The 1,434-nt window shown below is 63.2% G+C and carries 2 protein-coding genes; both read left to right on the forward strand.

Annotated elements, in window-relative coordinates:
• A partial coding sequence (locus CHU93_RS02440; protein WP_133064288.1) for a transposase occupies positions 1-612 on the forward strand: 612 nt, incomplete at its 5' end.
• A 29-nt stretch (positions 613-641) separates the two neighbouring features.
• A partial coding sequence (gene istB / locus CHU93_RS02445; protein ID WP_207759191.1) for an IS21-like element helper ATPase IstB occupies positions 642-1,434 on the forward strand: 793 nt, incomplete at its 3' end.

Consider the following 1,434-nt stretch of genomic DNA (forward strand, 5'->3'; position numbering starts at 1 on the left):
CTCGCGCATTACGGCTCGGCGCCGAGGGCGTGTCAGCCTTATCGGGCCAAGACGAAGGGCAAGGTTGAACGGCCGTTCCGTTACGTGCGCCAGGACTTCTTCCTTGGGCGCAGCTTCCGGGATCTGGACGACCTGAATGCCCAGTTTGACGAATGGCGCGGGACCATCGCCAACCTGCGGGTGCATGCAACGACCGGCCGCGTGGTCGACGAGCATTTTGCAGAAGAGAAGCCCAAACTCCTGCCGTTGCCCCAGCGGCCCTATGATGCGGTGTTGACCGTGGAGCGGCGCATTACCCAGGAAGGCATGGTTGCTGTCGGCGGCAATCAATACAGTGTTCCTGACACGACAAAGCGGCGGATCGTCGAGGTGCAGAGCCACCCGACTGAGGTGCGCATCTTCGAAGATGGCCAGCTTATTGCCGCTCACCCGGTTCTGGAGGGCAAGAACCAGCGCCGGGTTGATCCCGGCCACCGCAAGCCTGTTCCGGCGGCACGCAAAGAGGCAATGGCGATGGCCTCCCCGATAGACGCACCGGTCGCAAAACGGCCGCTGGCCTTTTACGAAGCTGTTGGTCGACGCCTGGCCTCGAGCGTGGAGGGCCGCCTGTGATCTCGGTGACAGAACGGATCCGCCAGAGCATGGTCAGCCTGCATATGGCCCGCGCCCTCGAAACGCTGGATCACACGCTCAGCCGTCTCGAGCGCGGCGATATCAGCGCCATTGAAGCCATCGACGAACTGCTCGCTGAGGAGCTGAACTTGCGTGAAGGGCGCCGGATCAACGTGGCTTTGCGCACGGCGCGGCTCATGCCGGTCAAGACGCTGGAGAGCTTCGACTTCTCGTTCCAGCCTTCGCTGGATCGCAACCGCATCATGGCGTTGGCGCAGCTCGAGTTTATCAAACGGGCTGAGGTGGTGCACTTCCTTGGTCCGCCCGGGACTGGGAAAAGCCATCTGGCCACCGCGCTCGGCGTTGCGGCCGTGAAGGCCGGCCGCAGCGTCTATCGTTGTACGCTGGCTGAGCTGGTCGAGGCGCTGGCCAAGGCTGAACGCGAGGGACGCCTCGCTGAAAAGATCCGGTTCCACACCCGCGCATCGCTCCTGATCGTTGATGAAATCGGCTACCTGCCCATCACCAGCGGCGGCGCCAATCTCTTCTTCCAGTTGGTCAACGCTCGCTACGAAAAGGGCGCCATGATCCTGACCTCAAACCGCGGCTTTGCCGAGTGGGGCGAGGTCTTTGGCGATCCTGTCGTCGCAACTGCGCTGCTGGATCGCCTGCTGCATCACGCTGTCGTCGTCCAGATCGAAGGTGCCAGCTATCGCTTGCGCCATCATGCTGATCTGATCCCGGAACACACGCGCTCACACGCCAGCATCAACCCACCGCCGCCGCCAGCGCGTCGCGGCCGGCCACCGAAAAATGGAGGCG

This window comes from Sandarakinorhabdus cyanobacteriorum (assembly GCF_002251755.1).
GTDB lineage: Bacteria > Pseudomonadota > Alphaproteobacteria > Sphingomonadales > Sphingomonadaceae > Sandarakinorhabdus > Sandarakinorhabdus cyanobacteriorum.